Source organism: Pseudarthrobacter sp. fls2-241-R2A-168 (genome assembly GCF_030209335.1).
In the GTDB taxonomy this organism is placed as follows: Bacteria; Actinomycetota; Actinomycetes; order Actinomycetales; family Micrococcaceae; genus Arthrobacter.
In genome coordinates, this window is the sequence record NZ_JARVSG010000023.1 from 25,925 (window position 1) to 50,881 (window position 24,957).

General features: G+C 66.6%; 20 protein-coding genes. 11 read left to right on the forward strand and 9 right to left on the reverse strand.

Going from position 1 to position 24,957, the window contains the following annotated elements; all coding sequences use genetic code 11:
- Positions 1 to 109: 109 nt before the first annotated feature.
- The 5 genes from QRN11_RS14195 (at position 110) to QRN11_RS14215 (ending at position 8,382) form a co-directional block, all read left to right on the forward strand.
- Positions 110 to 1,780: an ABC transporter substrate-binding protein gene (locus tag QRN11_RS14195; protein ID WP_285313271.1), complete on the forward strand. Its 1,671-nt coding sequence runs from the start codon at positions 110 to 112 to the stop codon at positions 1,778 to 1,780.
- 79 nt (positions 1,781 to 1,859) lie between these two features.
- The gene (locus QRN11_RS14200; RefSeq protein ID WP_285313272.1) at positions 1,860 to 3,362 is read left to right on the forward strand and encodes a malate:quinone oxidoreductase; all 1,503 of its coding nucleotides are present in this window, start codon (positions 1,860 to 1,862) and stop codon (positions 3,360 to 3,362) included.
- 69 nt (positions 3,363 to 3,431) lie between these two features.
- Positions 3,432 to 6,644 carry an efflux RND transporter permease subunit gene (locus tag QRN11_RS14205; RefSeq protein WP_285313273.1) on the forward strand — a complete coding sequence of 1,071 codons (3,213 nt, stop codon included), beginning with the start codon at positions 3,432 to 3,434 and terminating at the stop codon, positions 6,642 to 6,644.
- Between the two features lie 116 nt (positions 6,645 to 6,760).
- On the forward strand, positions 6,761 to 7,921 hold the full coding sequence (locus tag QRN11_RS14210) for an LLM class flavin-dependent oxidoreductase (RefSeq protein ID WP_285313274.1): 1,161 nt from the start codon (positions 6,761 to 6,763) through the stop codon (positions 7,919 to 7,921).
- Positions 7,921 to 8,382, forward strand: a complete 462-nt coding sequence (locus QRN11_RS14215) for a MarR family winged helix-turn-helix transcriptional regulator (RefSeq protein WP_091415795.1) — start codon at positions 7,921 to 7,923, stop codon at positions 8,380 to 8,382. Before QRN11_RS14210 ends, QRN11_RS14215 begins: the two co-directional genes overlap by 1 nt.
- Before the next feature lie 10 nt (positions 8,383 to 8,392).
- Here the strand turns inward: QRN11_RS14215 and QRN11_RS14220 are convergent, their stop codons facing one another.
- Entirely contained in the window at positions 8,393 to 9,199 is an 807-nt protein-coding gene (locus QRN11_RS14220) for a transglutaminase-like domain-containing protein (RefSeq protein WP_091415792.1), read from the reverse strand.
- Positions 9,200 to 9,273: 74 nt separating this feature from the next.
- Positions 9,274 to 10,089, reverse strand: a complete 816-nt coding sequence (locus tag QRN11_RS14225) for a hypothetical protein (RefSeq protein WP_285313275.1) — start codon at positions 10,087 to 10,089, stop codon at positions 9,274 to 9,276.
- Between the two features lie 133 nt (positions 10,090 to 10,222).
- Between QRN11_RS14225 and QRN11_RS14230 the strand changes: the two genes are divergently transcribed.
- Both QRN11_RS14230 and QRN11_RS14235 read left to right on the forward strand, forming a co-directional pair.
- Entirely contained in the window at positions 10,223 to 10,909 is a 687-nt protein-coding gene (locus tag QRN11_RS14230; RefSeq protein ID WP_091415788.1) for a DUF1684 domain-containing protein, read from the forward strand.
- Between the two features lie 59 nt (positions 10,910 to 10,968).
- A complete protein-coding gene (locus QRN11_RS14235; protein ID WP_091415785.1) occupies positions 10,969 to 11,817 on the forward strand; it encodes a fumarylacetoacetate hydrolase family protein in 849 nt (282 codons plus the stop codon).
- Between the two features lie 30 nt (positions 11,818 to 11,847).
- Here the strand turns inward: QRN11_RS14235 and QRN11_RS14240 are convergent, their stop codons facing one another.
- From QRN11_RS14240 to QRN11_RS14260, 5 genes are read right to left on the reverse strand one after another with little or no spacing between them, the layout of a single operon-like run.
- The gene (locus QRN11_RS14240; protein ID WP_285313276.1) at positions 11,848 to 13,002 is read right to left on the reverse strand and encodes a cysteine desulfurase family protein; all 1,155 of its coding nucleotides are present in this window, start codon (positions 13,000 to 13,002) and stop codon (positions 11,848 to 11,850) included.
- Between the two features lie 4 nt (positions 13,003 to 13,006).
- Positions 13,007 to 13,939 carry a carboxylating nicotinate-nucleotide diphosphorylase gene (nadC, locus tag QRN11_RS14245; RefSeq protein WP_285313277.1) on the reverse strand — a complete coding sequence of 311 codons (933 nt, stop codon included), beginning with the start codon at positions 13,937 to 13,939 and terminating at the stop codon, positions 13,007 to 13,009.
- A complete protein-coding gene (locus QRN11_RS14250) occupies positions 13,932 to 15,815 on the reverse strand; it encodes an L-aspartate oxidase (RefSeq protein ID WP_285313278.1) in 1,884 nt (627 codons plus the stop codon). The genes nadC and QRN11_RS14250 overlap by 8 nt, the downstream gene beginning before the upstream one ends.
- A complete protein-coding gene (gene nadA / locus QRN11_RS14255) occupies positions 15,815 to 17,119 on the reverse strand; it encodes a quinolinate synthase NadA (RefSeq protein WP_285313279.1) in 1,305 nt (434 codons plus the stop codon). Before nadA ends, QRN11_RS14250 begins: the two co-directional genes overlap by 1 nt.
- Entirely contained in the window at positions 17,116 to 17,826 is a 711-nt protein-coding gene (locus QRN11_RS14260) for an NUDIX hydrolase (RefSeq protein WP_142061982.1), read from the reverse strand. The genes nadA and QRN11_RS14260 overlap by 4 nt, the downstream gene beginning before the upstream one ends.
- A 282-nt stretch (positions 17,827 to 18,108) precedes the next feature.
- Here QRN11_RS14260 and QRN11_RS14265 point away from each other — a divergent pair, with 282 nt between their 5' ends.
- The 3 genes from QRN11_RS14265 (at position 18,109) to QRN11_RS14275 (ending at position 21,150) form a co-directional block, all read left to right on the forward strand.
- The gene (locus QRN11_RS14265) at positions 18,109 to 19,512 is read left to right on the forward strand and encodes an amino acid permease (protein WP_285313280.1); all 1,404 of its coding nucleotides are present in this window, start codon (positions 18,109 to 18,111) and stop codon (positions 19,510 to 19,512) included.
- Positions 19,513 to 19,579: 67 nt separating this feature from the next.
- Positions 19,580 to 20,407, forward strand: a complete 828-nt coding sequence (locus QRN11_RS14270) for an alpha/beta fold hydrolase (RefSeq protein ID WP_285313281.1) — start codon at positions 19,580 to 19,582, stop codon at positions 20,405 to 20,407.
- A 95-nt stretch (positions 20,408 to 20,502) separates the two neighbouring features.
- The gene (locus QRN11_RS14275) at positions 20,503 to 21,150 is read left to right on the forward strand and encodes a phosphoribosyltransferase (protein ID WP_285313282.1); all 648 of its coding nucleotides are present in this window, start codon (positions 20,503 to 20,505) and stop codon (positions 21,148 to 21,150) included.
- An 80-nt stretch (positions 21,151 to 21,230) separates the two neighbouring features.
- On the opposite strand, the gene QRN11_RS14280 is transcribed toward QRN11_RS14275, so the two are convergent.
- Positions 21,231 to 22,562 (reverse strand): MFS transporter, encoded by a 1,332-nt coding sequence (locus tag QRN11_RS14280; RefSeq protein ID WP_091415765.1) that lies wholly within the window; start codon positions 22,560 to 22,562, stop codon positions 21,231 to 21,233.
- Between the two features lie 244 nt (positions 22,563 to 22,806).
- On the opposite strand from QRN11_RS14280, the gene QRN11_RS14285 reads away from it, so the two are divergent.
- Complete coding sequence (locus QRN11_RS14285; protein ID WP_091415764.1) at positions 22,807 to 23,541, forward strand: IclR family transcriptional regulator; 735 nt, start codon at positions 22,807 to 22,809, stop codon at positions 23,539 to 23,541.
- Positions 23,542 to 23,571: 30 nt separating this feature from the next.
- On the opposite strand, the gene QRN11_RS14290 is transcribed toward QRN11_RS14285, so the two are convergent.
- Positions 23,572 to 24,861, reverse strand: coding sequence for an MFS transporter (locus tag QRN11_RS14290; protein ID WP_285313283.1), 1,290 nt, complete (start codon positions 24,859 to 24,861; stop codon positions 23,572 to 23,574).
- Between the last annotated feature and the right edge of the window lie 96 nt (positions 24,862 to 24,957).

Consider the following 24,957-nt stretch of genomic DNA (forward strand, 5'->3'; position numbering starts at 1 on the left):
GGCGAACAGGCGGCCGCCCTGGGCCTCCCGGAAGCGCACCACCAGGTCAACTAGACTGGGTCCCGGCCCGCAACCGGCGGTGCCGGCAAGATCCCGAGGTGATAAACGCGTGCCCAGCAGTCCATCCCGGCGGACGGTCCTGACGACCGGTGCCGCCCTCCTGGCGTTGAGCGTCACCTCATGCACCGGCATACCGGCCCCGTCGCCGTCACCTGCTTCCCCTTCCCCCGGCCCGACGGCGGAGCCCACCGCAACCTTTAACTTCGGCACAGCGGTGCAGCCACTGGGCCTGGACCCGGCGCTGTCAAGTGATGTTGAGTCCCAGCGGATCACCCGGCAGATCCTCGAAGGACTGGTGGGGGTGGACCAGACAACCGGGAAACCCACTCCGCTGCTGGCCACGGAGTGGAGCGAAACCAACGAGGGCCGCTCCTACACCTTCAAATTGCGCAGCGGTGTGAGCTTCCACGACGGAACCCCCTTCAATGCCGAAGCGGTGTGCACCAACTTCAACCGTTGGTTTGCGTTCCCGGAGAACCTCCGCCGGCAGGCCCCCGGCAGCTCGTTCAAAGGTGTGTTCAAAGCGCACTCGGACCAGCCGGAGCTGTCCATCTTCAAAAGCTGCACCGCGGTGGCGGCCGATACCGTGCAGATCGACCTCACCCAGCGCTTCACCGCATTCCTGCAGGCCCTGACCCTGCCGGCCTTCGCCATCGCCTCCCCCGCTGCGCTTGCGGCAGGCAATGCCGACGTGCTGGACCAGAACCGCGGCGGCCAGGCCGTGTCCGTCTTCGGCGCCAATCCGGTGGGCACCGGCCCCTTCACCCTGCAATCCTGGGAGGAAGGCAGCGTGACCTTGGCCAGCAATACGTCCTACTGGGGAGAGCGTGGCCAGATCGCCACCATCAACTTTGTGGCCTACAACCACCCCCAGGCCCGCCTCCAGGCCCTGCTGGACGGGAAAATCGACGGCTACGACGCCGTGACGGTGGGTAACTTCGACCAGCTGGTGAAGCGCGGCAAGCAGATTGTGCAGCGGGACCCGTTCTCTGTTATGTACTTAGGGCTCAACCAGGAGATCCCTATCCTGCAGAACCAGAAAGTGCGGCAGGCCATCGAACTGGCCATCGACAAAGAAACGCTGATCCGCAAGTTCTTCATCGACAACACCGCCGTGGCCACCCAGTTCGTCCCGCCGAAGATCAGCGGGTTCAACAACGACGCCCCCGCACTGGGGCACGACCCCGCCAAGGCCAAGGAGTACCTCAAGGAGGCCGCGTACGCCGGTGAGGAGCTGAGGTTCTACTACCCGCTGAACGTCACCAGGCCCTACCTGCCCACTCCTGAGAAGGTGTACGCCGAGATCAGCCGCCAGCTCACCGCCGTCGGCTTCAACGTCAGGCCCGTCCCCGTGGACTGGTCTGAGGGGTATCTGCAAAAGGTGCAGTCCCCGGGAGACCACGCACTCCACCTGCTCGGCTGGAACGGGTCCTACTCGGACGCCGACAATTTCGTTGGCCCCCTTTTCGGTGAGAAGAACGGCGAGTTCGGCTACCAGGATCCCCAGGTCTTCTCCAAGATCAACAGGGCCCGCGGGATGCCCGAGGGGCAGGAGCGGGATGAGCAATATCACACCATCAATGCGCAGATCGCGGCCACTGTTCCAGCGGTTCCGGTGGCCTTCCCCATCTCGGCACTGGCCTTGTCCGACCGTGTGGTGAGCTATCCGGCGTCGCCTGTCTTAAATGAAGTTTTCACCAAAGTACAACTGAAGCCTTGACGGGCCAGCCCAATTTCAGTAGTAGGGCTGCGCGGGGATATTCTGTGACAGCCAGAGCCGCTGCAATCGGAGACTGATCGTGACCTTCATTTCCAAGACCCCTCATGCCGACGTCGTCCTGATTGGCGGCGGCATCATGAGCGCCACGCTGGGGGCATTCATCAAGCAGTTGGAGCCGGACTGGACCATCTCCATGTTCGAGCGGCTGGACGAGCCTGGGCTTGAAAGCTCCGGTCCGTGGAACAACGCCGGAACCGGCCACGCTGCCCTCTGCGAACTCAACTACTCCCCCGCAGCCAAAGACGGCTCGGTGGACCCCGCCAAAGCACTGCTCATCAATGAGCAGTTCCAGCTTTCCCGCCAGTTCTGGTCCCACCTGGTGGACCAGTCGCTGATCGGATCGCCCAAGGGCTTCATCAACACCGTGCCGCACATGAGCTTTGTGATCGGCGAAGAGAACACCCGGTTCCTGAAGACCCGGTATGAAGCACTCAAGCCGCATTCCCTGTTCCGCAGCATGGAGTACTCCGAGGACCACGGCAAGATCGGCAAGTGGGCTCCACTGATCGTCAAGGGCCGCGATCCCAAGCAGCGGATCGCCGCCACGCGCGCCGCCGAAGGCACCGACGTGGACTTCGGGGCACTCACCCGCGAACTGACCACCTACCTCGGGAACAACGGCGTCGAGATTAACTACGGCCATGATGTTACCGGCATCTCCAAGGCGTCCGACGGCGGCTGGAACCTTTCGCTGAAGCACCCCCGGTCAGGCGAACACGGCAAGATCCACGCCAAGTTCGTATTCGTGGGCGCCGGCGGCGGAGCCCTGCACCTGCTGCAGGCCTCCGGGATTCCGGAAAGCAAGGGCTACGGCGGTTTCCCGGTTTCCGGGCAGTTCTTCCGCTGCACGGACGAAACCCTCGCTGCCCAGCACAGCGCCAAGGTGTACGGCCAGGCGTCCGTGGGCGCCCCGCCCATGTCCGTGCCCCACCTGGACACCCGGTACGTCAACGGCAAGCGTTCGCTGCTGTTCGGCCCGTACGCAGGCTTCTCCACCAACTTCCTGAAGAACGGCTCCTACCTGGACCTGCCGCTGTCCATCCGGCCAAGCAACATCATCCCCATGCTGGCCGTTGCCAAGGACAACATGGACCTCACCGCGTACCTGGTCAAGGAAGTGGCCAAAAAGCACGCCGACAAGGTGGAAGCCCTGCGCGAGTACTACCCGGAGGCCAAGGCGGGCGATTGGGAACTCATTACGGCCGGCCAGCGTGTACAGATCATTAAGAAAGACCCGCAGAAGGGCGGCATTCTTCAGTTCGGCACTGAAGTCATTGCCGGCCGTGACGGTTCCATCGGCGCACTCCTGGGTGCATCCCCCGGAGCCTCCACTGCGGTACCCATCATGATCGAACTGCTCAAGAAGGCCTTCCCGAAGAACTTCAAGGGCTGGCAGTCCAAGCTCAAGGACATGATGCCCGGCTATGGCGTCAAGCTCGACGACAACCCGGAACTTGCCGCGGAGCTCGAGAAGGCCACCGCCAGGTCCCTGCAGCTGGAAAGCGTTACCGCCAACCACTGACCCTGCCGGGGCCGGTGGCCGGCTGCTTGGCCCGCAACAGTCAGTCACAACCCCACAGGAGACCATGCGATGTTCCGGCTGGCACAACTTTCACTGGCAAACCGGGCTCTGATCGCACTCATCACGGTCTTCGCCTCCGTCTTTGGCGTGATCACCATGTCCTCGCTTAAGCAGGAGCTCATCCCGTCGATCGAGTTCCCGCAGATCACGGTGCTCACCGCAATGCCCGGCGCCTCGCCGGAAGTGGTGGACAAGCAGGTGAGCGGGCCGCTGGAGACTGCGTTGAACGGCGTGGAGGGGCTGGAGTCCACCTCCTCCACGTCGCGCAACGGCGTCTCCCAGATCACCATGGTCTTTACCTATGGTTCCAACCTGGACCGTGCCCGGAACCAGATTGACCGGGCCATCTCCAACGCCAAGCGGAACCTCCCCGAGGACGTCCAGCCGCAGGCCATAGCCGGAAGCATCAGCGATTTTCCCATCGTGTTCCTGGCGGTGTCCTCCGACAAGTCCCTGAGCGAACTGAACGCGGACCTGCAGCGGCTGAGCGTGCCCCGGCTGCAGAAGATCGACGGTGTCCGCGGCGCCGACGTGACCGGTGGCGCCACACAGCACATCGAGATCCTCCCGCGCACCGATGCCATGACGGCGTCCGGAGCCAGCATCACGTCCATCCGGGATGCCCTGGGGAACAACGGCGCGCTGGTACCGGCAGGCACCCTCCAGGAGCAGGGGAAGACCCTCTCCCTGCAGATCGGCAGTCCGGTTGATTCCCTGGACGCCATCAAGGCCCTGCCGCTCTCCGGGGCAAAAAACGCCGCCACCATCGGAAGCGTGGCCGACGTCTCCGTCAAGGATGACGAACGGACTTCCATCACGCGGACCAACGGGGCGGAAACCCTCGCGGTCTCCGTCACCAAGAAGCCCGAAGGCGACACGGTGGCCATTTCGCACGCGGTCCGTGACACCTTGGACGAGCTTGAGGCAGAACTGGGATCCAACGCCAAGTTCACCCCGGTCTTCGACCAGGCCCCGTTCATCGAAAAATCCATCAAGGACCTCACCACCGAAGGACTGCTGGGGCTGGGCTTCGCCGTGGCTGTCATCCTGGTGTTCCTGATGTCCGCACGCTCCACCCTGGTGACGGCGGTGTCCATCCCGCTCTCACTCCTGATCACCTTCATCGGCCTGTCCGCTACCGGTTACTCGCTGAACATCCTCACCCTCGGCGCGCTCACCATCGCCATCGGCCGGGTGGTGGATGACTCGATCGTGGTCATCGAAAACATCAAGCGGCACCTCAGTTACGGCGAGGACAAGGTCACCGCCATCCTGACCGCCATCCGCGAAGTGGCCGGCGCCATCACGGCCTCCACGCTGACCACGGTGGCCGTCTTCCTGCCCATTGCCTTCGTGGGCGAACTCGCGGGCGAGCTGTTCAGGCCGTTTGCCCTCACCGTCACCATGGCGCTGCTGGCCTCACTGCTGGTTTCGCTGACCATCGTTCCCGTGCTGGCCTACTGGTTCCTGCGCAATCCCGGCGTCGGCAGCGAGGCAGCCCGCCGCAATGCCTCCGAGGCCCGCGCCAAGGCCCAGGAGGCAGAGCAGCGCAACAGGCTCCAGCGCGGGTATCTTCCCATCCTCACCAGGACCCAGAAGCATCCGGTAGTCACCCTGGTTGCCGCCGCCCTGGTCCTGGGCGGCACCGCGGCCATGGCACCCTTGCTGGCAACCAACCTGCTGGGAAATTCCGGGCAGAACAGCCTGACCGTCCGGCAGGTGCTGCCCGCCGGCACCAGCCTGGCTGATACCAGCGCCGCCGCCATCCGCCTTGAGGGGGTCCTGCGCGGGATCGACGGCGTCCGCGACGTGCAGGTGACCAGCGGCAATGCCCAGGCCGGGTTTGCCGCCATCACCTCCACCGGATCCTCCAACTCCACCTTCACAGTGGTGACCGATGAAAAGGCGGACCAGGAGCAGCTGCAGGAAACCGTGCGGAACGAGCTGGCACAGGTGCCCGATTCAGGGAAGGTCTCCGTCGGTACCCAGCAGGGCGGCTTCGGAACGTCCTCTACGGTGGACATCACCATCAAGGCGGCCACCACCGCGGACCTACAGGCTGCCAGCGACGCCATGGTCGAGGCCATGACCGGCGTCCCCGGCACCAGCGAAGTGGCCACCAACCTCGCCGCCAGCCAGCCGGTGGTCCAGGTGAAGGTTGACCGTGCCAAGGCCGTCGCGGCAGGACTCAACGAGGAACAGGTGGCGGGCGTCCTCGCGTCAACCATCAGCCCCATCCCTGCCGGGACTGTGCGGATCGACACCAACGACTTCCCGGTCCAGATCGGCAAGGGCACCAGGTTCACCAGCATCGACGCCGTCCGCGCGATTCCACTGCCCGCCGCCGGCGCTCCTGTAACGCTCGGCAGCATTGCCGCGGTGGAACAGGTGGACGTCCCGGTGTCCATCACCGCCAGCAACGGCCAGCGCACCGCGCGGGTGTCCGTGACGCCGTCGGGATCCAACCTCGGCGCCGTGAACACCGAAGTCCAGAAGCGCCTCGCAGAGGTCCAGCTGCCGGCCGGGGTCACCGCCGAAATCGGCGGCGCCACCACCCAGCAGCAGGAGTCGTTCCAGCAGCTTGGGCTTGCCCTGCTGGCGGCCATTGCCATCGTCTACGTGATCATGGTGGCCACGTTCAAATCGCTCATCCAGCCGCTGATCCTGCTGGTCTCGGTGCCGTTCGCGGCCACCGGCGCCGTGGCACTGCTCCTGGTGACCGGGGTTCCGCTGGGCCTGCCGTCACTGATCGGCATGCTGATGCTGGTGGGCATCGTGGTCACCAACGCCATTGTGCTGATCGACCTCATCAACCAGTACCGGCAGCCGCGCGACGGCCGGCCCGGGATGAACGTGGCGGATGCCATCACCCACGGCGCGCGGCAGCGGCTCCGCCCCATCCTGATGACCGCCCTGGCCACGGTGTTCGCCCTGACTCCGATGGCCCTCGGGCTGACAGGCGGGGGCGGCTTCATTTCCCAGCCCCTGGCCGTGGTGGTCATCGGCGGTCTCGTCTCATCAACCGCCCTGACCCTGGTCCTGGTTCCCGTCCTCTACCGCCTGGTGGAGGGGCGCCGGGAGAAGAAGGCGCTGCTGCGGGAACTGCATGAGCGCCCGGAATTCGGCCCCGGCGCCGACGTCGACGATGAGTTCCGCGACTGGACCACGGGCATGGTGCCCAAGGTCAGCGGGCGGCGCGCAGCACCCGGAAGCCCCGAGTAAAAACTGCGGAATATTTTCCGTGCGGCAGCGTTGTATCCGGCGATAGATGCAAATGCATCTAAATTGGCCTATACTGGAACCAAGGCCAGCAAGTCCAAGCAACGGAAAGGCACATCATGCAGATCGGTGTTTTCAGCGTCAGTGACATCACCACGGACCCCACCACGGGCCGCACCCCCACCGAGAACGAGCGCATTAAGGCCTCCGTCGCCATCGCGAAGAAGGTCGAGGAAATCGGCATGGATGTCTACGCCATCGGCGAGCACCACAACCGGCCCTTCTTCTCCTCCTCCCCCACTACCACCCTTGCCTACATCGCGGCGCAAACCGAACGGATCATCCTGTCCACGGCCACCACGCTGATCACCACGAATGACCCGGTCAAGATTGCCGAAGACTTCGCCATGCTCCAGCACGTCGCCGACGGCCGCGTGGACCTGGTCCTGGGCCGCGGCAACACCGCTCCGGTCTACCCCTGGTTCGGCAAGAACATCCAGGACGGCGTGGAACTCGCCATCGAGAACTACAGCCTGCTGCGCAAGCTGTGGGACGAGGACACGGTGAACTGGTCCGGCAAGTTCCGCACCCCGCTGCAGAACTTCACGTCCACCCCGCGCCCGCTCGACGGCGTGGCCCCGTTTGTGTGGCACGGCTCCATCCGCACGCCCCAGATCGCCGAAGTGGCCGCGTACTTTGGCGACGGCTTCTTTGCCAACAACATCTTTTGGCCCAAGGAGCACTACCAGCAGCTGATCAGCCTCTACCGTGAGCGCTACGAGCACTACGGCCACGGCAAGGCAGACCAGGCGATCGTGGGCCTGGGCGGCCAGTTCTTTATGCGGAAGAACTCGCAGGACGCCGTCAAGGAGTTCCGCCCCTACTTCGACAACGCTCCGGTCTACGGGCACGGGCCCTCATTGGAGGACTTCACCTCGCAGACCCCCCTGACCGTCGGCAGCCCGCAGGAGGTTATCGAAAAGACCCTGACCTTCCGGGAGTACTTCGGCGACTACCAGCGGCAGCTGTTCCTGATCGACCATGCCGGCCTGCCGCTGAAGACCGTGCTGGAGCAGCTGGACCTGTTCGGCGAGGAAGTCCTGCCTGTCCTGCGCAAGGAGTACGCCGCCCTCACTCCGGCCCACGTTCCCGAACCGCCTACCCATGCCAACCGGGTTGCCGCTGCACTGGCCGCCCAGGAGGCGCAGGCAAGGCAGGAGGCGCAGACAGGGCAGGGCCAGGACGCGGCGGGCGCTGAAAAGTCTTCCGTGGAGGCATGATGGCCGGCAACAGTTCAGAATCACCGGTGCGGCTTGCAGCCGAGACCTGGGAGTCGCTGTTCCGGGCCCAGGTGGCCGTCATGCGCAAGCTGCAGGCAGGTCCGGCCTTCCGGAAGCTGGCCGTCAACGAGTATGACGTCCTGTTCACGTTGTCACGCTGCCCCACGGGTTGGCTTAGGCTCAACGAGCTGAACGACAACGTCCTCCTGAGCCAGTCCAGCCTCAGCCGGATGGTGGAGCGGCTGGAGAAACGGGGGCTGGTGGCCAGGATGCCGGCGCCGGAGGACGGCCGGGGCGTGCTGTTGAAGCTGACGGAGGAAGGCCGGGAGCTGCAGAAGGAGATCGGCCGTGAGCACGTCCGGGACATCTCCACTCTGATGGGTCCGGCCCTGACACCTGAAGAGCAGAAGGAACTGCGGCGGCTCACGGAGAAGCTGCGGAGTTCGCTGGGTCCCCGCTGACCGGAGGTGGTCAGCCCAGCTGCATAAGGCGGGCAGGATCCTCCACGGGCAGGACGCCGTTGACAACTGCGGTGACCTGCAGCTGGTGGAGGATCAGGCTCCCGCCCACCGTGGACAGGAAGGCGGTATCGGCGGAGTCCCGGCCGGCGGTGATCCGAAGCATCGATTCCCGCGGGGCCAGCCCCGTGGGATCGATGACGTGCCAGGCACCCTCCACGTAGGCCTCGGCCACGGCGTGGAAATCCATCGGCGACAGGCCGGGAGCGTAGACGGCGGCGAGCCTGGCGGGGATGTCCTTTGAGCGCAGCAGTGCGATGGCCAGGTGCGCGAAGTCCCGGCACACCCCGCGGCGGCTGAGCAGGGTTTCCACTGCACCGTCGGTGCCCCGCGATGATCCGCTGAGGTAGCGCAGTTCCCCGTTCACCCAGTTCCTGACGGCGTGCAGCAGGCCGGCGCCCTGGACCCCCTCGAACTCGGCGTAGGCGGTGGGCAGGAGCCGGTCTGATTCTGCGTACCGGCTGGGCCGGACGTAGCGGATCCGGTCGGCAAGCTCCGCCTCTTCCGGTTCGGCTTTTCCGGCCACCGTGGCGGAGTATTCCACCGTCACCTCCGCCGGATCGGCGAACTCCATGTAGTGGAACCGGCCTCCGTGGTGGTCGGCCACCTCGGTCAGCGGGACCTGGCCGCCCCCGGCCGTGACGGACAGCGACTCCTCAAAGGAGGAATAGCCCCCGTTCCTCGCCACCGCGACGGCCATCGCCACCTTGGTGTTGGCTGCGGTTTTGAAGACCAGTCGTGCGGAAACACTGCGTTCCATGGCTCTTTCCGGGTTGGGTGCGGTGGAAGAAAAGTCACCGCTTGTCGCAGCACGCGGGCCGGGAACGGGACTAACTAGTTTTTGATCTTCAGAGACATTAGCATCCGCTGGACATTGGCGAATTCGCTGCCCTCATTGGCGTACCGGGCGGCCTGGTCAAGGGTGTCGAATGCCTTGGCGGGGGCCACTTTTTCGTCCGGGGCAAAGGGGCGTACGGAGACGACGTCCCCGAACGAGTAGTCGCCCTTTCCGGCGGGACCCCGCAGGATGTTGCGGAGCTCGCAGGCCTGGCCGTCCGTGCCGCCCGCAACGTTCGTAACGCCGTAGGAACCAAAGTATTTGTACCCCTGGATCACACGGAACACCACCCTGGGCGGTATGGTCCCCTCCCCGCCTGCGGCGGAGACCTCCACCGGCACACTGCTGACCACGGTGTAGGCCCGCCGGGATGCTTCCGGACATTCCGCGGACGACGGCGGCAGCCCGGTCCGCAGCGCTGCCATAAAGGTGCCGTCGGGCTTCTTCACTTCGATCTTCAGGGCACCGGGCAAGGTGCCTTCCTCCGGCGTGACGGACTGGGCGATCCAGTCCTGCGGCAGGTCGAAGCTGACGGCCTTGCCAGGGTCCGAGAATGACTTCCAGGCCGACGCCGTAGCCACTGCCTGCGGGGCGCCGGATGAGGCGGAGCCGGGAGCTGCGCCATCGGAAGCCGCCGTTGAGGAGGCATCCGGGGATGCGGGCGCGGAAGCACTGGAGCCTGCGGCACCGGACGGACCCGGCTGCGCAGTCCAGCCCGGCTGGACCGGCCCTGCGCTGGAGCAGCCGGCCAGGAAGGCGCCCGCCACCAGGAGTGATACACCGGACCGCACCCTCGTTGCCATGCCTCTCATGCAGCCAGCCTAACCGGACCGGGGCGGCATGCCGGGCTGGGCGGGAGCGCGTTTCCCCCCGGCGGGGGCAGGCACCGGAGGTCCGTGTCGCCGTCGGGCGGGCGCGGTACGGTGCGGGGACTAGGCTGGGGTTATGGCGCACGATCAGCAGCACGGCACAGCCGAAGAAACCCTGGGCGGAGCCGACGATACCCTGGCGAACATCTCCGCCGTCGACATTGCCGACTGGCGGTTGCGGACCTTCGCCCTCTACGCCAATGTCCGGAAGCTGGCGCTCGAGAACCCGTCCGAGGCCCACTCCTACTGGCGCCACCAGCGGGACCTGATGTTTGCCACGCACCCTGCCTCCGCCCTCACCGCTCAGGACAAGGCGCGCTTTTCCGGGCTCAAAACCGCAGACTACGATCCCATCTACCGTTTCCACGTGCCCCTGACCAAGGAGGGTGCGGGGCGGGAGATGAACGTGGAGACCGCCACGGACGGCGTGGTCCGGTTTATCCGGCTGGGAACCTTCGACCTGCCCGAGATGGGCCAGCTCGGGGTGTGGAAGCTGCACGGCTACGGCGGCGGCATTTTTGTGCCGTTCCGTGATGCCACGGCCGGCCAGCCCGGCGGCAGCTACGGCGCGGGACGGTATTTGCTGGACACCATCAAAGGCGCGTTCCACGGCGTCGATGGGACCGGTCCGGATGCCGCTTTTGTGCTGGACTTCAACTTCGCCTACAACCCGTCCTGCGCTTACAACGAGGCCTGGGCCTGCCCGCTGCCCGGGCCGTCCAACCGCCTGGCTGTCGAGATTCCGGTGGGCGAGCTCTACTGACGGAATCGCCACCGGCTTCCCGCCAGGTTCGATTCACAACGCCCCCCTAGGATTCCCTTATGCCTGCCCTCCCCCGCCGCATTGCGCGCGTCCGTCCCCTGTCCCCTGCCCATCCAGCGGAACAGTTTTTTGTTGCCAGCGATGCAGTGGACTTTGGCGGGGCGGACGGCAGCACGTGGACAGTTACTGGCAGCCCCTTTTGGGGTTCACCCGCCAACGCCTCCAGCCACCCGCGGGAGGGGTGGCAGCCAGGGGACCGGGTGAAGGAGCATTCCTTTACATTCCTCGCTCCCAGCGTGCCCGCCAATGTCCTGGGGATGGCGCACAACACCGGCCAGTCCGGGCGGGAGCTGCCGCCGCAGGCGTTCCACAAGGCGGCGACCAGCGTCATCGGGCCTGGAGACGCGATTGAACTGGCGCCGGGAATGCGGCGGGTGGATCCGGAGGCGGAGCTGACCATTGTGATCGGCACCAGGTCGCGGGGCCTGACCCCAGAGAATGCCCGCGGCGCCGTCCTGGGCTTCACTATCGGCAACGACGTCACCTGCCGGGATCTGCAGAAAACTGATGAACTCTGGATCAGCGCCAAGAGCCAGGACACGTTCACGCCCGCGGGACCGTGGATGGTGACCGGCCTGGACGAGTCACACCTGGCCGTGGACGTGGTGCACAACGGCACTCCCCTCCAGGCCGCCAGCACCGCTGACCTCGGCTGGAAGGTTGATGAGATCCTCGTGTACGTGACCTCGTTTATGACCCTCCACCCGGGCGACCTGGTGCTGACCGGTTTCCCGGCAGAGTGCGTTCCGCTGGCCCCGGGCGACACGGTGGTGTGCCGGGTCGAAGGGATCGGTGAGCTCGTGAATCCTGTGATTGCCTCGCCCTGGCCCGCACCTTCCAGCGGCTGAGGCGGCAGCGCCTTCGGGGCGTTGGTGCAGTCAGGCGCCGAGCGCCCTGACCCGTCCGACGGCGGATTCCACCGCGGCTGCCGCCGCTGCCAGGTCCGCTTCGGTCACCCTTGCATCGAAGCTGAACCTGACAGCCGTCTGGGCCACCTCGGGCGCAATGCCCAGTGCTGTCAGCACCGGCGAGGGCGCGTCCGAGCCCGCCGCGCAGGCTGAGCCGCTGGAGCAGACCACGCCCTGGCGTTCGAGCTCAAGGAGTACTGACTCGCCGCTGGTTCCGGGGAAGCAGAACGACGCCACGGAAGGCAGCCGTTCAGCCGGATGCCCGGTGAGGACTGCGCCCGGAACACCGGTGACCACAGCGCTGATGAACGTGTCCCGCAGCGCGGTGACCCGGCGTCGTTGTTCTTCCTGACCTGCGTGCGCAAGCGTCAGGGCGGTGGCCAGGCCCACGGCGCCGGCCACGTTCTCTGTTCCTGACCGGCGGCCGCGTTCCTGCCCGCCGCCGTGGATCAGCGGCTCGAGTTTGGTGCGCCCCCGGACGAACAGCACCCCGCATCCCTTGGGCGCCCCCAGCTTGTGCCCCGAAATGCTCATCGCATCCACACCCAGCACCTTCGTGTCCAGCGGCAGCCACCCGGCTGCCTGGACGGCGTCCGTGTGGAAAGGGATGCCCAGTTCGTGTGCCAGCGCTGCCAGTTCGGAAATGGGCTGGACCGTTCCCACTTCATTGTTGGCGTACATCACGCTGGCCACCGCTGTTTCCGGCGTCAGCACTTTTTGAAACGCCTCCGGGGTCACCAGTCCGGTCCCGTCAACGGGGACCACATCAATGGCGAAGCCATGGAAGCGCTCCAAATACCGTGCCGATTCCTCCACAGCGGGATGTTCGACGGCGCTGATCACCACCCGGTTGAGCTGCGGGTCAGCAGCCTGCCGGGCCAGCGCGATGCCCTTCACCGCCAGGTTGTCCGCTTCCGTTCCGCCGGAGGTGAAGGTGATCTCGCCCGCCCGGCCGCCCAGCACCGCTGCCACTGTCCGCCGCGCGTCCGCGAGCGCGGTGGCTGCAGCCTCGCCGAGGGTGTGGTGGCTGGAGGGGTTCCCGAACTCTCCGGTCAGGTACGGCCATATGGCGTCCAGCACTTCACGGCGGACGGGGGTGGTGGCGGCGGCGTCGAGGAAGATCATGGGTTCATGCCACCGTCAGTTCGACATCCAGCCCGAGGTCCAGGGCGGCCACCGTGTGCGTCAGGGCGCCGATGGAGATAACGTCCACTCCTGTGGCGGCGATTCCGGCCACGGTGGCCAGGTTCACATTCCCACTGGCCTCAACACGTGCGCGTCCGGCCACCAGCGCCACCCCGGCCCTCAACTCCTCAGGAGTGAAATTGTCCAGCATGATGGTGTCCACCCCGGCGGCGAGCACGGGCTCGATCTGGTCCATCCGGTCCACCTCAACTTCGAAGTGGGTGGTGTGCCCCAGCTGTGCCTTGGCTGCGGCGAGCAGCCCGGTGAGTTTGGCCGGGTCCCCTCCTGTCATCACGGCAAGGTGGTTGTCCTTGGCGAGGACGGCGTCGGAGAGGCTGTACCGGTGGTTGGCGCCGCCGCCGCAGCGCACGGCGAACCGTTCCAGGATCCGCAGCCCGGGAGTGCTCTTGCGGGTGTCGGTGATCCGGGCGGACGTGCCTTCGGTCAGTTCGACGAATTCGGCGGTCTTCGTGGCGATGGCGGACATCCGCTGCACGAGGTTCAGTGCCACGCGTTCTGCGAGCAGCACCGACCGGGCACGTCCGCTGACCCGCGCGAGGTGCGTGCCGGCGTCGAATGTGTCCCCGTCGGCGAGCAGCAGCTCCACGTCCGTTTCGGGGTCCACCAGCAGCATGGCGTCCCGGAACACGGTGGCACCGCTAAAGACGCCGGGGACCCGTGCGTTCAGTACAGCGGTGGCGCGCGCGTCGGCGGGGATCAGCAGCTGGGAGGTGATGTCCCCGGCAGGAGCGTCCTCGGCGAACGCCCGTTCCAGGATGTCCCGCACGGGTGCCGACGGCAGCGTCAGGTCCAGGCTGCGGACGCCGGCCCGTGCTGGTGCGGTCACGGGATTTTCGGTGGTGGCCAGTTCACTCATGGAGGAGGCTCGCTTTCGGGCGGGTTCGGGAAGATTCTTCAATTTCGGCAGCGATGCCGGCTGCGTCCTTGGGGTCATCGCTGCGGTAGTGGGCGCCCAGGGACTCGGTGCGCTGCCGGGCGGCAGCCACCAGCAGCTGCGCGGCCAGCAACAGGTTCCGGTCCTCATGCAGGCGCGTGTCCGTGCCGGCGGAGAGCGTGTCAGGACGTACGACGGCGGCCCACCGCCCAAGCGTGTCCCCCGCCTGGGCCAACAGTTCCCCCGAGCGCAGCACCCCAGCTTTGGCAGTCATCAACCGCCGAAGTGCATCCCGCGAGAACGGCTCACTCCCCCCATCCCCGTCCCCACCGAAGCTGGCCAGCCGACTCCCACCGTCAGAACCGGCTGCGTCCGCCTCACCGGTTTGAAGCCCTCCTGAAGGTGACCTGACCTCGTCGACTGACGGGGCTCCGGAAGCGTACGTCAAGGGGAGGCCGCCCGCGGCCGAGACAGTACGCGGAGGAGCGACGTCAGGCGACACCCAACCAGAGGAGTCACCAAGGAGGAAGTCTTCAACAGCGCGGCGGCCGAAGACGAGTCCCTCAAGGAGGGAGTTGCTGGCCAGCCGGTTCGCACCTTGGACGCCGGTGCACGCAACTTCCCCGGCGGCGTAAAGCCCGGGCACAGTGGTCCGGCCATGGAGGTCCGTGGCTACTCCGCCCATCCAGTAGTGGGCTGCGGGGGCAACCGGGACCAGGTCCCTGGTCCAGTCGATGCCGGCGTCGAGCGTCCGTTGCGTGAGGGTGGGGAAGCGCTTCGCCAGGAAGCCCGGGCCCTTGACCTGTTCGATGAGGCGCGCGTCGAGGTAGACGTGGCCGTTGGGGTCGCCGAGCTTGGCCAGGTGCAGGGCGATGCTGCGCGAGACGACGTCGCGCGGGGCCAGTTCGGCGTCCGGGTGGTAGGCACGCATGAACCGCTTGCCGTTGCCGTCAACGAGGATGGCTCCTTCGCCGCGGACGGCTTCGGAGATGAGGAGCGGGTCCCGGTCCAGCCCGGTCACTGTGCCCGGGTTTGTGCCGCTGACCCCGGGCACCAGGCAGGTGGGGTGGAACTGGAAGAATTCGAGGTCGGCCGCTGCCGCCCCGGCGCGGACGGCGAGCGCCAGGCCGTCTGCCGTGGCCACCGCGGGGTTGGTGGTCTGTCCAAAGAGCTGTCCTGCTCCGCCGGTGGCCAGCAGCACTGCGTCCCCGTGCAGTGTGTGGGCCCGGCCGTCCTGCAGGAACTCGACGCCGGTGGCGTGGCCGTCCTGCAGCAGGAGCGCTGTGGCGTGGGCACCGGTGTGGATGGTCAGGGTGCCCTCCGCGCGGCGGGCAAGCACGGCCTCGATCAGGCCTGCCGCGACTTTCGCGCCGGTCGCGTCGCCGCCCGCGTGCAGGATGCGGGGGGCGGAGTGGGCAGCCTCCAGCCCCAATGCGGGGCCACCGCCGGCACCGGGATCGAAGCGCACGCCGAACCGTTCCAGCCCGGCGATGTCCAGGCGGGCCTCGGTGCACATCAGCCGGACCGCCGCTTCATGGCAGTGCCCAGCGCCCGCCTGCAGGGTGTCGGCGATGTGGGCTGCAACCGTGTCCCCGGGGGCGGGTTCGTCCAGTACTGCCGAAATACCGCCCTGGGCGTACCAGGTGTTGCTCTCGCGCAGCTGGCCTTTGCTCAGCAGGACAACATCGGCGCCGGCGTCGGCCACCAGCAGTGCGGCGTACAGTCCGGCGATACCGCTGCCAACCACGATCAGCCGGCGCGGGGATCCGCCGCCGGCCCTGGCGCCCCCGAAGGGCAGGGCGCCGGGTTCGAATGTTCCACCGCCCGCAGAGGGAGGAATGATCGGCTGCCGGTTCATTACGGCCTGGCGGCGAGCATGCGCTCGAGCGCGGTGCGGGCGTTGTCCTGCACGGAGTCCGCCACGGTGATCCGGTTGACGATCCGCCCGGCAACCAGCTCCTCGAGGACCCATGCCAGGTAGCCCGGGTGGATGCGGTACATCGTGGAGCACGGACAGATCACCGGGTCCAGGCAGAAGATGGTGTGCTGCGGGTACTCGGCTGCGAGCCGGTTCACCATGTTGATTTCGGTGCCGATGGCGAAGGTAGTGGGCTCGGTGGCCGCGGCGATGGCCTTTTTGATGAAGTCGGTGGAGCCGGCCGAATCTGCCGCATCCACCACCTCCATGGGGCACTCGGGGTGCACGATCACCTGGACGCCGGGGAAGTCGGCCCTGGCCTTTTCGATCTGCGCCACGTTGAAGCGCTTGTGCACGGAACAGAACCCGTGCCACAGGATGACCCGGGAATCCAGGAGTGCCTGCTCGTCGTTGCCGCCGAGGTCCTTGCGGGGATTCCACATGGGCATCTGCTCCAGCGGCACACCCAGTGCTTTGGCCGTGTTGCGGCCCAGGTGCTGGTCCGGGAAGAACAGCACCCGCCGGGCACGCTGGAACGCCCACTCGAGGACGGTCCTGGCGTTGGAGGAGGTGCAGACGATGCCTCCGTGCTCGCCGCAGAATGCCTTCAGGGCTGCGGAGGAATTCATGTAGGTGACGGGGATGACCGGAACCCGGCCGTCGGCGTCGGGTTCGGTGCCGAAGATTTCCTCAAGCTGCTCCCAGCACTCGGCTACGGAGTCGGCGTCGGCCATATCCGCCATGGAGCAGCCGGCTGCAAGGTTGGGCAGGATGACGGCCTGTTCGGGCGCTGAAAGGATGTCGGCGGTTTCGGCCATGAAGTGGACGCCGCAGAAGACGATGGCCTCTGCGTCCGGGCGGGTGAGCGCGGCATTGGCCAGCTGGAAGGAGTCGCCCACGAAGTCCGAGTACTGGATGACTTCATCGCGCTGGTAGAAGTGCCCCAGGATGACGGCCCGGTCCCCCAGCGCAGCCTTGGCGGCGAGGATCCTTTCACCCAGCTCGGCGTCGCTGGCGAGCTTGTACTCTTCGGGCAGCTGCCCCTGGCGCGGCGTTGCGGCGGGGGCCACGTCCGCACTGGAGGCACCGGGGCCGTAGGCGGGAACGCCCGCGAGCGCCTCGGCAAGGTCGTAGTCCCACGGGCCCTTGGCCAGGGCCGGGCTGCAGGTGCTGCCCTTTGCCGCCGCACCGTTCTCGGCCTGTTCGCGCGTGATCAGCTGGATTGCTGTGTTGACGCTGCTCATAGTGTGCTCCTGTTATCTGGGTCAAGGCCGGGCCGGCCGGTAAAGCGGTAGAGGCGGGGCGGGCGGTGTTTGCCGCCCTGGAGGTATTCCCCGGTTTCCTCGATTTCCGGGGTGGATTTGAGCTGGCGCCGGAAGTTTGCCGGGTCCAGTTGGCGGTCCAGCACAGCCTCGTAGACTTCCCGGACCTGGGCCAGGGTGAAGTACTCCCCCAGCAGGTGGTAGGCCACGGATCCGTAGGCCAGCTTGTTCCGGAGCCGCCAGAGCGCGTAGTCCACAATGGCGTTGTGGTCGAAGGCGAGTTCGCCGAGCCGGTCCGCGCGGAACCATCTGACGTTCTCGGACTCGTCTGCCAGGGCGGCTTCGGTCGGCTGGACCAGGGCCCAGTACACAATCGAGACCACCCGTTGCGTGGGTGAACGGTGGAGGCCGCCGAAGGCGTAGAGCTGCTCGAGGTAGCTCGGGGCGAGGCCAGTGGTCTCCCGCAGGTTGCGCGACGCCGCGTCCTGCAGGGACTCCGAGTGGCTCAGTGGGCCACCGGGCAGCGCCCAGAGGCCTTTGAACGGCTCCCGGATCCGCCGGACCAGCGGCAGCCAGAGCGTGGGCCGTCCGGAGCGTTCGCTGGGCCGGAGCGCGAAAATGACATTGGAGATGGCGAGCGATGGCGGGGCAGCCTGGCGCTCGGAGACGTTGGCCGAGCTCAAGTACATTTCCCACCACCTTCCCAACCTGCCGGGCTCCCTGTGGGAGCCTGGATCCTTCGGTCTCCATAGTTATGGTCAACTTGACCATAACTGATTCTACGGGCAACCGCCCCTCAATTGCCAAATGTTTCTCCTTCCTGCCGGCGCGGAAGTCATGGGGAGGGATTGCCTGGTGGCGGGGAGCGCGGCGCCGGGAGCCCCGGATGCGGGCAGCATGGCCGGGAGAAGGTAAATTCAAGAGGTCCCACGAGGAGCCACCATCCAAACCCCAAGAAGGTTCAGCAGCAGATGACAATGAAGTCCACCCAGGCGCGTCCGCAAGACCATCTGGGCCACACCATGAAGCCCCGCCAGCTCACCATGATGGGCTTGGGCAGCGCGATCGGCGCCGGCCTCTTCCTTGGCTCCGGGGCAGGAGTCCAGGCGGCCGGCCCCGCCGTGCTGATCTCCTACCTGGTGGCCGGCACCCTGATCATCCTGGTGATGTGGGCACTGGGCGAAATGGCCGCCGCGAACCCGAACAGCGGCGCGTTCTCCGTCTATGCCGAACGGGCCATGGGCAAAACGGCCGGGGCCACCATTGGCTGGCTGTGGTGGCTGCAGCTGGTGGTGGTGATTGCTGCCGAGGCCTTGGGCGCGGCCGGGCTCCTCTTCACTGTCTGGCCCGTGGTCCCGGTCTGGGCGCTCGCCCTGATCTTTATGGTGGTCTTCACCGCCATCAACCTGGCTGGAGTCCGGAACTTTGGTGAATTCGAGTTCTGGTTCGCCATCCTCAAGGTCGCGGCCATTGTCCTGTTCCTGGTGATCGGCGCCGCCCTGCTCCTGGGCCTGCTGCCGGATGTGGCATCCCCCGGCCTCGCCAACCTGACTTCCGATTTCGCCCCCGCGGGACTCGGCGGAATTGCCGCGGCGCTTTTTGTGGTTATCTTCGCTTTTGGCGGCACGGAGATTGTGTCCGTCGCGGCGGCCGAGACCGAAGACCCGGAACACAGTGTGGGCAAAGCCATCCGGACGGTGGTGTGGCGCATCCTGGTTTTCTACATCGGCTCCGTCTTTGTGATCGCCGCCGTCCTGCCGGCAACATCGGAAAGCCTGGCGTCACCCTTTGCCGGCGTCCTGGACGCCGCCCGCATCCCCGGCGCCGCAACGGCAATCACGCTCGTGGCCGTCGTCGCCCTTCTCTCCGCACTGAATGCCAACCTCTACGGCTCGTCGCGGATGGTCTACTCCCTTGCCCGGCGCGGCGAGGCCCCTCGCTTCCTGGCCCGCCTGAGCGGTGCCAGCGTGCCCATGCTGGCCGTCGGCGTGTCCGTCGCCTTCGGTTTCGTGGCCACAATCCTGGAGCTATTGTTCCCGGAGCGCATCCTCCCCGCCCTGTTCCAGCTGGTCGGATCAACCTGCCTGGTGGTGTGGGGCAGCGCGCTGGTCTCGCAGCTGGTCCTGCGGCGCCGCGCGGACAGGGACGGCACTCCCCTGCCGCTAAGGATGCGGGGCTTCCCGGCCCTGACGATTGTGGGCCTCGTCCTGCTGGGCCTGATCTTCGCGGTGGGCTTCAGTGCCGAAAGCAGCCGTGTCCAGCTGTTCAGCACCTTCGGCCTGATCGCGGCAATCGCAGCAGCCTGTGCAGTGGGTGCCCGGCTCAGCGCCAGGACCCGCGAGCCCAGGCAGGTGGCGGCAAGGCAGGTAGAGTAACTTTCGAAGCACGAGGTTCCGACGCGCCGGGTCTCCCTGGGCGCCGTAGTTGATGAGGACTGACACCATGAGCGGCAGGCACACCGGCGAGCAGCATTCGCACACCGTGGAGGGCACCGACCCCCAGCTGTATGTGGCGGTGCATGATCCTGCTGTGGACGCCGGGCTCCGCCCCGTCCTGCTCCTGCATGGCTTCTCGTCGTCCAGCAAACTCAACTGGGAGGACACCGGCTGGCTGGCAGCGCTGCTTGATGCCGGCCGGCGGGTCATCATGGTGGACCTGCCCGGGCACGGCCGCAGCGGCGCCCCGGAGGACCGCGATTCCTACTCCCCCAGCAGGATCCGCGCGGACCTGCTGCAGGTTGCGTTCGACGCCGGCGTGCGGCCTTTGCAGGCCGGTGACCCTGCCAGCGGGCTGGACGTGGTGGGTTATTCCCTGGGTTCCCGGCTCGCCTGGGAGTTCGCCGCCACCCAGCCCGAAATAGTGCACCGGATTGTCCTGGGCGGCCCGAATACCGCGGACCCCCTGGCTGAGTTCGACCTCGTGGCCGCCCAGGACTACCTGGCCGACGGCACCCCTATTGCGGATGAGTCAACGGCCAGGCTGCTCAAAATGGCGCTGCTGCTGCCGAGCAACAACATCTTCGCCCTGCTGTCCCTGGTGGAAGCGATCAAGGCCGAACCCTACGACCCCGCCGAGGCGGTCCCGCACGTGCCGGTCCTCCTGGTCGCAGGCGACCAGGACGAGCGCGCCGGCAGCCTGCCGCAGCTCGCCGAGCTGGCCCAGGGCGTCGGTGCCCTGGCCGAACAGCTGACGCTGCCGGGCCGCAACCACACCAACGCCGTCACCAGCCGTGCCTTCAAGCAGGCTGCCATCTCCTTCCTCGCGGTCTGATCCGGCTGCAATATTGCCCGGCCACCCAGGCTCTCCTGCCGTTGGCTTCCCGGCGGTAGGCTGAAAGGGAAGGCTGGACCAGCCGGGAGGACTACATGGATATGCGTTTCGAAGACCGCACAGAGGCCGGCGAGCGGCTGGCTGCGGTTTTGACGCAGTTCCGCGAGCGCACGGGCACCGTTGTGATGGGCCTTGCGCGCGGTGGAATCCCCGTGGCGGCGGCCGCAGCGAAGGCCCTGTACCTTCCCCTGGGTGCCGTCCTGGTGCGCAAGCTCGGCATTCCCGGGCATGAGGAAACCGCGTACGGAGCCTTGGCGTGGGCCCGCGGACGGACTGTGCGCCTGCTCAACAAGCCGTTGCTGGACCGCGTCCTGGAACATGGGGTCCGTGAGGAACTCCTGCGTCAGGTGGAGCAGCGCGAACGCGTCGAATTGCTCCGCCGCGTGGACCTCTACCCGGGAGCAGACCAGGAAATCTCCGGCAAGACCGTCCTGCTGATTGACGACGGGCTGGCAACCGGAGCCACCATGAGGGCCGCCGTCGAGGCCGTCCGTGAGGGTGGGGCGGAGACGGTGGTGGCCGCCGCTCCCGTGGGCTCCATTGAAGCCGCCGCGTCCGTGGAGCGGGTGTGCGACGCCGTGCTGTGCCTGCACTTGCCCGGCAAGTTCCGCGCGGTGGGCAGTTTCTACCGGCACTTCGAACAACTGACGGACGAAGACGCCATCAGCTTCCTGAAGCAGTAGCAACCGTTGACGCCAGCGGGCCCGGACCAATATGGTCCGGGCCCGCTGCTGCGTTATGGGCTTTCCTTGTGACGGTGCGGCTAGTGGTGGCTGACGCCCAGCGGCCTGCCCTTGGTTTCCTTGGCCAGGACCACGCCGATGGCCGAGATGACGCACAGCACCATGATATAGATGCCGATCGATCCGGCCCACTTGGTGGTCTGCAGCAGCGTTTCGGCGATGGTGGCGGCGAAGGCGCCGCCCAGGATTGCGCCGAAGGCGTAGCCGATGGAAATGCCGGAGTACCTGACACTGGCCGGGAACATCTCCGCGTACATTGCGGACATCGGGCCGTAGGAAAGGCCAAGGCCGATGGTGAGGACAAACAGTGCAACGCCGTACAGCCAGATGTTCCTGGTGTCGATCAGGGCAAACATGGGAATCATCCAGGCGAACACAATCGCGTAGCCGGTGAGGAAGGTCTTGACGCGGCCAATACGGTCGGAGAGCCAGCCGCCCACCAGCGTGAAGATCAGCCAGCCAAAGGATGCGAGCGTGGTGGCCAGGAGGACCTGGGGCGTGGGCATCTGCAGCGTCCGGGTGGCATAGGAGATGAAGAACGCAATCAGCAGGTACCCGGCAGCGTTGTTGCCGATGAAGATCATGGTGGAGTACAGCACCGGCTTTTTGTGGCTTCGGACCAGTTCACCCAGGGGCGCCTTGCTTTCTTGCTTCCGCATGGCCATCTCCTGGAAGACCGGGCTTTCTGCCACGGCACGCCGGATCAGGTAGCCCACTACGATCAGGACGATGGAAAGCAGGAACGGCATCCGCCAGCCCCAGGCCGCGAAGTCTTCCTTGGACATGCTGCTGTTGAGGAAGAAGAGCAGGCCGGTGGCCAGGATCATGCCCACCGGCACGCCGATCTGTGGGTAGGCACCGAAGAGCCCGCGCTTGTTCAGGGGCGCGTGTTCCACGGCCATCAGTGCTGCCCCGCCCCATTCGCCGCCTGCCGAGAAGCCCTGGATGATCCGGAGGAGGATCAGCAGCACGGGCGCCCAGGCGCCGATCTGGGCGTAGGTGGGCAGCATGCCGATGAGGGCGGTGGCCGCTCCCATCATCACCAGGGTGAAGACGAGCATGGCTTTGCGCCCCAGCCGGTCGCCAAGGTGGCCTGCCACCACGGCGCCCAGCGGCCGGAACAGGAAGCTGATGCCGATCAGGGCGAAGGAGAGGATCTGCGCCAGGCCCGGGTTGGACTGGTTCAGCGGTGCCAGGAACAGCGGCGACAGCAGCGTTGCCGTCAGCTGGGCAAAGATAAAAAAGTCGTACCACTCGATGGTGGTGCCCACCAGGGTACCGGCCAGGACTTTGCGCTCCTCCCGCCGGGTGCTGGGACCGGAGAGCGTATCCACCTTGGAAGGTGTGGTCATTGAAACTCCATTGTTTGTGGCAGCGGGGCTGCCAGGACGCCTTCAGGATTACCGACAGAACGGTCAGTTAGTTAGTAGGGTACTACGAAAATGTGAGGTGGGACACGGATTCTCCGAATCTGATGCCTCAGGCGTGGAAGTCGGACGCGCTGAGCTGGCGCGACCTTGCAAGAGCCCTGGTCAGCAGGTTCTATATGTGAACCGGCGCTTCGCTATCCGGACGCTCCGGCCTAGGATGGAAACCATGACTTCCAGCGCTGCAGCCCCGGCCGGAGCCGCGCCGGCGCAGGCCTCACCCTCCCAGACGCTTTCCCGGGGCATCCGTGCTTTGGAAATCCTTGCTGCCGCGCCCGGCCCGCTGACGATTGCCGAACTCGCCGATGCCATGGGCGTCCACCGTTCTGTGGCCTACAGGATCCTTCGCACGCTGGAGGACCACTCGCTGCTGGTCCGCGACGACGCAGGGCGGGTCCAGCCCGGCCCCGGACTGGCCGTCCTTGCCCGTGGCGTTTCAAGGAACCTGCAGGGCGCAGCCCTGCCCGAACTGACGCATTTGGCCAACACCTTGGATATGACTGCTTTCGTGGCATTGTGGGACCACCACGACTGCATCACGCTCGTGACCGTGGAACCACGGCACAGTGGGGCTACGGTGGCGCAGCATCCCGGCACCCGTCACCCCATCAACGCCGGAGCACCGGGCATTGCCATTCAGTCGGCCCTCACCGAAGCCGAATGGGACCGCCTCGAGACCGGCATCCCGTACCGCCCGGAGGCGGCGGAGGCCCGGCGCGCCGGATACTCCGCCAGCCATGACGAAGTCATCGCCGGCGTTTCCTCGCTGGCGGCACCGGTCCGGGTTCCCGGCGGACGGCCGGCAGCGCTCGCCGTCGTATATATCCGCTCAGCCCACGATCCGTCAGAGGTGGGCGCCGCGCTGGCCCAGAGTGCGGCCAGGATCGAACGCCAGCTGGCCTGAGCGCGCCCTGCTGAGGCGAGTTGGAACAGGTCAGGCGCGGCGGCGCTGCAGTACGACGGCGGCCGCGGCACCGAGGAGCGCCAGTGCCGCTGCCGCACAGGCGGGGACGAGGAATGCCGCCGAATAGCCGTGGTCCTGAGCCAGCCGGCCGCCTACTGCTGAACCAATCGCCGTACCGGCAACAATTCCACTGGCCAGCGCCGTCATCACGGTTCCCAAGCGCCCGGCCGGGGCCACTGCCCCACCCACGGCAAAGACAGTAACCATCACCGGCCCCACCGGGAGCCCCAGAATCAGCAGCACCAGCACCATTGAGCCCAATGACGCGGGAACCAGCAGGAGCGCTGCTAGCGCGGCCATCAGCGCAGCAGACGCCACCCAACGCCAGGACAGCCCGAATCGCTGCGGCCAATAGGCGACCGACAGGGCGGCCGCGGCGGAACTGAGCCCCATCACGGCGTAAAGCAGTCCAGCGATTTCCGAAGTGGCGTACTGGGCGGAAAAGGAGCTCAAGGCCGCTTGCGCGGACCCGAAGAACATCCCCATGCAAACCATGGCCACCACCGGGACGGCAACGGCGGCGGGCAGGCTGCGCCTTGCAGTTCCTCGTTCCGACGTTCGTTCTCCTGCCGGTCGCCGGGTCACCGGGACCGCCCGGTGGGTGTGGTGAGTCGCGAAGGCGGGCACCAGCGTGATGGTCATCGCCGCCGCCAGCGCCAACGGCAGCCAGGGCGCCAGGAGGCTGGCCAGGATTCCTACGAGGGCAGGGCCCAGCACGAAGGTGATTTCATCGGCGGTGCTCTCGTAGGACAGTGCCGTGTCCAGGTCGCGCCTGTTGTCCGGCGCGCTCCCCTGTGATGTGAGTGCCATCCACCTCACCCGCGCCAGTGGTCCCACCTGGGGGCAGCTTGCCCCGGAAAGGAACGCGGCGGCCAACACTCCGGCAGTAAAACCACCGGATGTGCCCAGGAGGGCAGCCGCAAGGATCAGCGCCGCCACCGCTGCGGTGTTAAGGGCAGCTGCGAAGAGCAGCACCGGGCGCTGGCCGCGTCGGTCCGCAAGGGTTCCCAGGATCGGCGCGCCCAGGGCGGACCCAATGCCTACTGCTCCTGCCGCGGTGCCCCCCAGCGCATAGGAACCGCTGTTGGACGTCACCAGGGTCAGGGTTCCCACCGTGAGCATGGCCAGGGGAAGGCGGGCGAAAATGCCGAGGGGAAGAAAGCTGCGGCCTGCAAGCCGCGGAAGCCTGGCGAAACGGCTGCCTGACGGGCTGCCCGGGCCGCCGGCAGAACCGCCATTCGTGGCCGGAGAATCGGGCATGGCAGGTGCAGGAGCATGCGGGGAAGACGAAGGCTGGTCGGGAGAAAGGGAGGTCGAAGATGTCAATTCCGGGCTCGTTCAGTAAGTGCGCATCGT